At 72.0% G+C, this 6,438-nt stretch carries 6 protein-coding genes; 2 read left to right on the top strand and 4 right to left on the bottom strand.

What is annotated here, in order from left to right:
• The first annotated feature begins 155 nt into the window (after window positions 1–155).
• Window positions 156–617 carry a peroxiredoxin gene (locus VGH76_RS12615; protein WP_331557026.1) on the top strand — a complete coding sequence of 154 codons (462 nt, stop codon included), beginning with the start codon at window positions 156–158 and terminating at the stop codon, window positions 615–617.
• 6 nt (window positions 618–623) lie between these two features.
• On the opposite strand, the gene VGH76_RS12610 is transcribed toward VGH76_RS12615, so the two are convergent.
• From VGH76_RS12610 to VGH76_RS12600, 3 genes are read right to left on the bottom strand one after another with little or no spacing between them, the layout of a single operon-like run.
• Window positions 624–1,028, bottom strand: coding sequence for a PPOX class F420-dependent oxidoreductase (locus tag VGH76_RS12610; protein ID WP_331557025.1), 405 nt, complete (start codon window positions 1,026–1,028; stop codon window positions 624–626).
• A 13-nt stretch (window positions 1,029–1,041) separates the two neighbouring features.
• Entirely contained in the window at window positions 1,042–1,866 is an 825-nt protein-coding gene (locus tag VGH76_RS12605; protein ID WP_331557024.1) for a DUF1295 domain-containing protein, read from the bottom strand.
• Complete coding sequence (locus VGH76_RS12600; RefSeq protein WP_414637719.1) at window positions 1,863–3,236, bottom strand: class I SAM-dependent methyltransferase; 1,374 nt, start codon at window positions 3,234–3,236, stop codon at window positions 1,863–1,865. The genes VGH76_RS12605 and VGH76_RS12600 overlap by 4 nt, the downstream gene beginning before the upstream one ends.
• Window positions 3,237–3,352: 116 nt before the next feature.
• Between VGH76_RS12600 and VGH76_RS12595 the strand changes: the two genes are divergently transcribed.
• Entirely contained in the window at window positions 3,353–4,261 is a 909-nt protein-coding gene (locus tag VGH76_RS12595; RefSeq protein ID WP_331557022.1) for a lysophospholipid acyltransferase family protein, read from the top strand.
• Between the two features lie 68 nt (window positions 4,262–4,329).
• On the opposite strand, the gene acs is transcribed toward VGH76_RS12595, so the two are convergent.
• Complete coding sequence (gene acs, locus VGH76_RS12590) at window positions 4,330–6,276, bottom strand: acetate--CoA ligase (protein ID WP_331557021.1); 1,947 nt, start codon at window positions 6,274–6,276, stop codon at window positions 4,330–4,332.
• Between the last annotated feature and the right edge of the window lie 162 nt (window positions 6,277–6,438).

Raw genomic sequence — 6,438 nt, 5'->3', positions numbered from 1 at the left:
GGGGAGCTCGACCGTCGAGGGGGCAGGGTCACGTCGTCCATCCTGCGCGCGCGACGATCCCGACGACGGGTGCGAGGGTGTCGCGGGCGTCACGGCGAACCGGATCACGGCCCCGCCCGAACGCGCTCCGACACACCACTGCCGGAAGGAACCCCATGAAGGCCGGAGACACCGCGCCCGACTTCTCGCTCGCCGACGACACCGGGACCACCCGGACGCTCTCCGGCCTGCTCGCCGACGGCCCGGTGGTGCTGTTCTTCTACCCGCTGGCGTCGTCCGGCGGGTGCACCCAGGAGAGCTGCCACCTCCGCGACCTCGCGGGCGAGTTCGCCGCGGTGAGTGCGCAGCGGGTCGGCATCAGCGCAGACTCGGTGGAGAAGCAGCACACGTTCTCGGTGAACAACTCGTTCGACTACCGGCTGCTCTCGGACCCGAGGGGCGTCGTCGCGAAGCAGTTCGACGCCAAGCGGTCGTGGCTGCCCGCACTGCCGATCAAGCGCAAGACCTTCGTCATCGACACCGACCGCACGGTTCTCGACGTGATCACCGGCGAGATGCGGTTCGACGAGCACGCGGACTCGGCGCTGGCGGTGCTCCGCAAGCGCGCGGAAGCCTGACCCCCGTCACCACTCCGGGGTGTGCGCGAACGAGTCGACCGCGATGCGCATGATCAGCCGCGCGCCGTTCCCGCCGCCGAAGTTCGGGTACGGGCGGCCGAGGTAGCGCTGCGAGAGCTCCTCGATGTGCTCCGCACCGCCCTCGGTCGTCGTCTCCACCACGTGCCCGCGCACGCCCCAGTAGCGCGCGGGCTGGTCGGGGTCGGTGACGTTGACCGCCACCCGCGGGTCGCGGGCGACGTTGCGCGCCTTCTGCATGCCCTCGACGACGTTGACGACGATGTGCTCGCCGTCGGTGTCCACCCAGGTCTCGGTGAGCTGCGGGGAGCCGTCGGGCATCACGGTCGCGAGGAAGCACGGGGCGGGGCGGCGCAGCAGGGCGACGAGACCGTCGGGGAGCGGATCGGTCACGGGTCGGGACTCCTCAGGTGGCGCGGGCGGGCGCGGTGTCGGGCGGCAGTGGGAAGAACCCGGAGGTCCGCCGCACGTACTCGTCGTACCCCGGCCGTCCGGACATCGACTTCTCGGTGAGCTCCTTGCCGGTGACCCCGATCAGCAGGTAGCTCATCAGGGCCGGCCCGACGACCGTCACCAACGCCGCCGGGTGCCCCGCGGCGACGACGAAGATGCCCCACCACACGCAGAAGTCGCCGAGGTAGTTCGGGTGGCGCGTGTACCGCCAGAGCCCGGAGTCGAGGACCGTGCCCTTGTTGTCCGGGTTCGCCTTGAAGCGGGCGAGCTGCGCGTCGCCGACCGACTCGAACACCATCCCGACCAGCCAGACCACGCCCCCGACGACGAGCACCGCGATCACCGTGGAGGCCCGCACCATCGCGGCGAGCACCGGCAGCGCGACGACGAGCATGACGCCGGCCTGGGGCAGGTAGACCTTGCGCACGACGGCCCAGGTGACCGCGCCGCCGGGCTGGTCATCGCCCAGCATCGCGGTGTAGCGGGGGTCCTCGCCCTTGCCGTGGTTGCGCCACCCGATGTAGATCGCGAGCCGCAGCCCCCAGATCGCCGGCAGCAGCAGCGCGACCAGCCGGACCGTCGGGTTCCCGACGCCCAGCAGGCCCGACGTCACGTAGGCCGCCGCGGCGATCAGCACGAAGCCCAGGCCCCACGTCACGTCGACGACGCTGTGCTTGCCGACCGCCCGCGCCACCCCGAGCGTCACCGCGAAGGTCACGACGACGACGGCCGCGGCGACGGCCAGCAGGAGACCGGCGGCAGCCCAATCGAAGCTCACGGCGCCGGAGTACCCCGCCCCGCCTCCGTCGCTCCGCTCGCCCCGACCTGTAGGCCCGCCGGCTCGAAGGTGGCCCGGGTCGTGGGCATGCCGGAACGGCCCGTCGCGGTGGGCCGCGCCAGGAGGATCTGGTCGACGCCCATGCGGTTCTCCTCGAAGGCGAGCGCACCGCCGGCGAGGTAGAGCCGCCACATCCGCGCACCGCGGACCCCGGCGAGGGCCACCGCCCGGTCCCAGTGCGCCTCGAGCGTGGCGAGCCACGCGCGGATCGTCGGGACGTAGTGCTCGCGCATGACGTGCACGTCGCGGACCTCGAGCCCGGCGCGCTGGAGCAGTGTGAGCGTGTCCCCGACGGGGCGCATCACCATGTCGGGCGTCACGTAGGTCTCGATGAACGCGCCGCCGCCGGGATGGTTCGCGCCGCGGCTCATCTGCTGGACCAGCGCCCGCCCGCCGGGGCGCAGCGCGCCGTGGAGCGTCGCGGCGAAGGTCGGGTAGTTCTCGTCGCCGACGTGCTCGCCCATCTCGATGCTCGAGACGGCGTCGAAGGTGCCGTACTCCTCGATCCGGGCGGGGATGTCGCGGTAGTCGACGAGGTCGACCTGGACGCGGTCGGCGAGGCCCTCGGCCCGGATCCACTGGTTGATGTGGTCGCGCTGCTCGGTCGCGATCGTCACCCCGCGGACCTGGGCCCCGTAGTGCTTCGCGGCGTGGACCGGCAGCGAGCCCCAGCCGCACCCGACGTCGAGCAGCGTCGAGCCCGGCCCCAGCCCGAGCTTGCGGCAGACCATGTCGAGCTTGGCGTCCTGGGCGCGGCGCAGCGTGTCGGGATCGAGCGGGGCGTCGAGGTCGGGCCAGTAGCCCGACGAGTACGCCATGTTCGCGTCGAGGATCAGCTCGTAGAAGTCGTTGCCGGCGTCGTAATGGTGGGCGATGACGGCGCGGTCGCGCAGCTTGGAGTGCAGCCGGGCGCACCGCGGGAGCCGGATCGCCTCGGGCGGCGGGGCCGGCTTCGGGCCGAGCAGGCCGAGCCGGGCCGCGTTCCCGACGACGCCGGGCAGCTCGCCGAGCCGTGGCCGGCGCGGCGTCACCGCGCCGTCGCGCACCAGGCCCCACATCGCGGCGAGGCCCTCGCCGAGGTCGCCGTCCACGTCCAGGTCGCCCGAGACGTACGCGTGCGCCAGCCCCATCTCCCCCGGCTGCCAGAGCAGGCGCCGCAGGGCGCGCCGGTGGTTCAGCACGACGACGGGGGCCCCGGAGTCGGCGGGCGCGCCGGCCTCGCTGCCGTCCCAGGCGCGGATCCGCACCGGGAGCGGCCCGTCGACGAACGCACCCACCGCACGTGCCACCCGTGCTGCTGCCTGCCCCATACGTGGTCCTCTCCCGGGATGCCGACGACGCCTGGATCATCGCGATCGACCCGCCGGCGGTTCGGAGGCAGAACTGCTCCTGCGGGGGGACCGAACGACACGACATGATCCTGGGCATGAGCTCGCAGCCCGACGACGCGCCTCGCGACGCCCCCCGCCTCGCGCCCCCGCCCGAGCCGCCCGCGCCCGACGTCGCGACCCGGGAGCCGGACGGCCCGCCCGCGCCCCGCCCGCACCCGCGGGTCCGGCGGGTCGCGCAGGGCCACGACGCCCGGCCGCCGGGCCGCGCGGTGCGGCTGTGGCGCAAGCTGGCGATCTGGGTGCTCTACGCCCGGCGCGACCGCGGGTTCGGCTACGGGTTCGCGATCGACCTGCTCTGGCCGGTGCTCATGGCCGTGGCCCGCTGGGACTTCCGCGGCGGCCGTCACGTGCCGCCCACCGGCGGCGCCCTGATCGCGGCGAACCACCTCACGCACGTGGACCCGATCGTGCTCGTCTCGTACGGGTTGGCGCAGGGCCGGGTGCCGCGGTTTCTGGCGATGAAGGAGCTGTGGGCGATGCGGGTGGTCGGCTCGCCGCTGCGCGGGGGCCGCCACATCCCGGTGGACCGCAAGGCCTCGGGCATCGAGGCCTACCGGGCCGCCGTGGAGGCGGTGAACCGCGGCGAGCTCGTCGTCGTCTATCCCGAGGGCGGGTTCGCGTACCACTCCGACGGCTGGCCGCGGAAGGCGCAAACCGGCATCGCGCGGATGGCGCTCGCGACGGGCGCCCCGGTGATCCCGGTGGCGCAGTGGGGCTCGAACCACCTGCTCCCGCCCACGGCGAAGCGGCCCACCCTGGTCCCGCGCGCGACGCTGCACGTCCTCGCGGGCGAGCCCGTCGACCTCTCCGACCTGGTGGGCAAGCAGGGCCGGCGCAGCGCCCTGCAGGAGGCGACCGACCGGATCATGGACCGGGTCACCGAGCTGCTCGAGGAGCTCCGGGGCGAGTCCGCCCCGCCGCCGGAGGAGCGGGTGTCGGACTAGGTGCCTCCGGCCCGTGAGCACTTTCCGGGGTGATCGCCCCGGAAAGTGCTCACGGGCGCGAAGCGCACCTAGCCCTGCTGCATCTGCTTCTGCATCTCCTCGACCACGGACGGGTCGACGAGCGTGGTGGTGTCGCCCAGCTCCTCGCCCTCGGCGAGGTTCTTGAGCAGGCGGCGCATGATCTTGCCCGACCGCGTCTTCGGCAGGTCCGGGGCGAAGATCACCGACGCCGGCCGGGCCAGCTTCCCGATCGACTGGGCCACCTGCTCGCGCAGGGCCTGCTCCAGCTCTTCGGTGCCCTGCGTGTCGCCCTTGAGCGAGACGAAGGCGACGATCGCCTGCCCGGTGTCGGGGTCCTTGCGCGACGCGACGGCGGCCTCGGCCACGGACTCGTGCTCGACCAGCGCGCTCTCCACCTCGAAGGTCGAGAGGCGGTGCCCGGACACGTTGACGACGTCGTCGATGCGCCCCATCAGCATGATGTCGCCGTCGGCGTCGTACTTGGCGCCGTCACCGGCGAAGTACGCGTCCGAGTACTTCGACCAGTACGTGTCGCGGAAGCGCTGGTCGTCCTTGTACAGCGTGCGCATCATGCCCGGCCAGGGCGCGGTGAGCACGAGGTTGCCGGTCTGCTCGGTGCCGAGCACGTTGCCCTCGTCGTCCCGGATCTCGGGCCGCACGCCCGGGAAGGGCTGCTGCGCCATGCCCGGCTTGAGCGTCGTGATCCCGGGCAACGGGGTGATCAGGATGTGCCCGGTCTCGGTCTGCCACCAGGTGTCCATGATCGGCGCCTTGCCGCCGCCGACGTACTCGCGGTACCACTCCCAGACCTCGGGGTTGATCGGCTCGCCGACGCTGCCGAGGATCTTGATCGACGAGAGGTCCGCGGACTGCGCGTACTTCTCGCCCCACTTCATGTGGGAGCGGATCGCGGTGGGCGAGGTGTAGAGGATCGTCACCCCGTACTTCTCGACGATCTTCCACCAGACGTCCTTGTCCGGGTAGCCGGGGACGCCCTCGTAGAGGACGGAGGTCACGCCGTTGGCCAGCGGACCGTAGGTGATGTAGCTGTGCCCGGTGATCCAGCCGATGTCGGCCGCGCACCAGTAGACCGAGTCCTCCTTCACGTCGAAGACGAGGTTGGTCGTGGTGGTGACACCGGTCAGGTAGCCGCCGGTGGTGTGGACGACGCCCTTCGGCTTGCCCGTCGACCCCGAGGTGTAGAGCAGGAAGAGCAGGTCCTCGGACTCCATCGGCTCGCAGGGGCACGACGACGGGTCGTCGGACTCCCCCTCGAGCAGGTCGTCGAGGTAGACGTCCCGGTCGGTCATCGGGATGTCGCCACCCGTGCGCTTGACGACGACGACCTTCTCGACGGTGGTGTCGCTGCCCAGGCCGTCGTCGGCGTTGGTCTTCTGCGAGCCGACCTTGCCGCCGCGCATCGCCTCGTCCTGCGTGATGAGGACCTTGGCCTCGAAGTCGTTGCAGCGCTCGGCGACCGCCTTGCCGCTGAACCCGCCGAAGACGACGGTGTGCGGCGCGCCGAGGCGGGCGCACGCGAGCATCGCGACGACGGCCTCGGGGATCATCTGCATGTAGATTCCGACGCCGGTGCCCTTGCCCACGCCCAGCTTCTTCAGGCCGTTCGCGAACCTGACGACCTGCCGCTGCAGCTCCGCGTACGTGATGTCGCGCGCCTGGTCGGAATCCGGCCCGTCGTCCGGGACGACGTGCAGGGCGACCTTGTCGGCCTTGTCGCCCTCCGCGTGGCGGTCCACGCAGTTGTAGCAGGCGTTGAGCTTCCCGCCCTCGAACCACTTGGCGTGGGGGAGGTTCCACTCGAGGACCGTGTGGTACGGCTCGAACCAGTCGAGCCGCTGCTTCGCCTGCTCGTCCCAGAACTCCTCGAGGCCCTGCTCCTTCATCTCGGGGCGGGCGTTGGCGGTCTTCGCCAGTTCGGGGTCCGGCGGGTACTGCTTCCCCTGACTCCCCGTCGTTGTGCCCTGCTCCGACATCCGCTCACCCTCCGGATCGCTCGACTACGGATCGGCCGGCCGGCCTCGACGCCGCGCCGCACCAGGTGTGCACAGCGTCACGCGCCGACCGCGATCGGGCAACCTTGCCACGATCTCCGCGGCACTGTCCCCTCTCGTCGGACAGGCTGTTTCCCCATTGGG

The organism is Actinomycetospora sp. (assembly GCF_036497585.1).
GTDB lineage: Bacteria > Actinomycetota > Actinomycetes > Mycobacteriales > Pseudonocardiaceae > Actinomycetospora.
This window is presented reverse-complemented; position numbering and strand designations above follow the sequence as displayed.

Excerpts from the sequence above, each read along its gene's own strand:
- VGH76_RS12600 (WP_414637719.1), bottom strand. The coding sequence starts at position 3,236 with ATGGGGCAGGCAGCAGCACGGGTGGCACGTGCGGTGGGTGCGTTCGTC.
- VGH76_RS12615 (WP_331557026.1), top strand. The coding sequence starts at position 156 with ATGAAGGCCGGAGACACCGCGCCCGACTTCTCGCTCGCCGACGACACC.
- acs (WP_331557021.1), bottom strand. The coding sequence starts at position 6,276 with ATGTCGGAGCAGGGCACAACGACGGGGAGTCAGGGGAAGCAGTACCCG.
- VGH76_RS12595 (WP_331557022.1), top strand. The coding sequence starts at position 3,353 with ATGAGCTCGCAGCCCGACGACGCGCCTCGCGACGCCCCCCGCCTCGCG.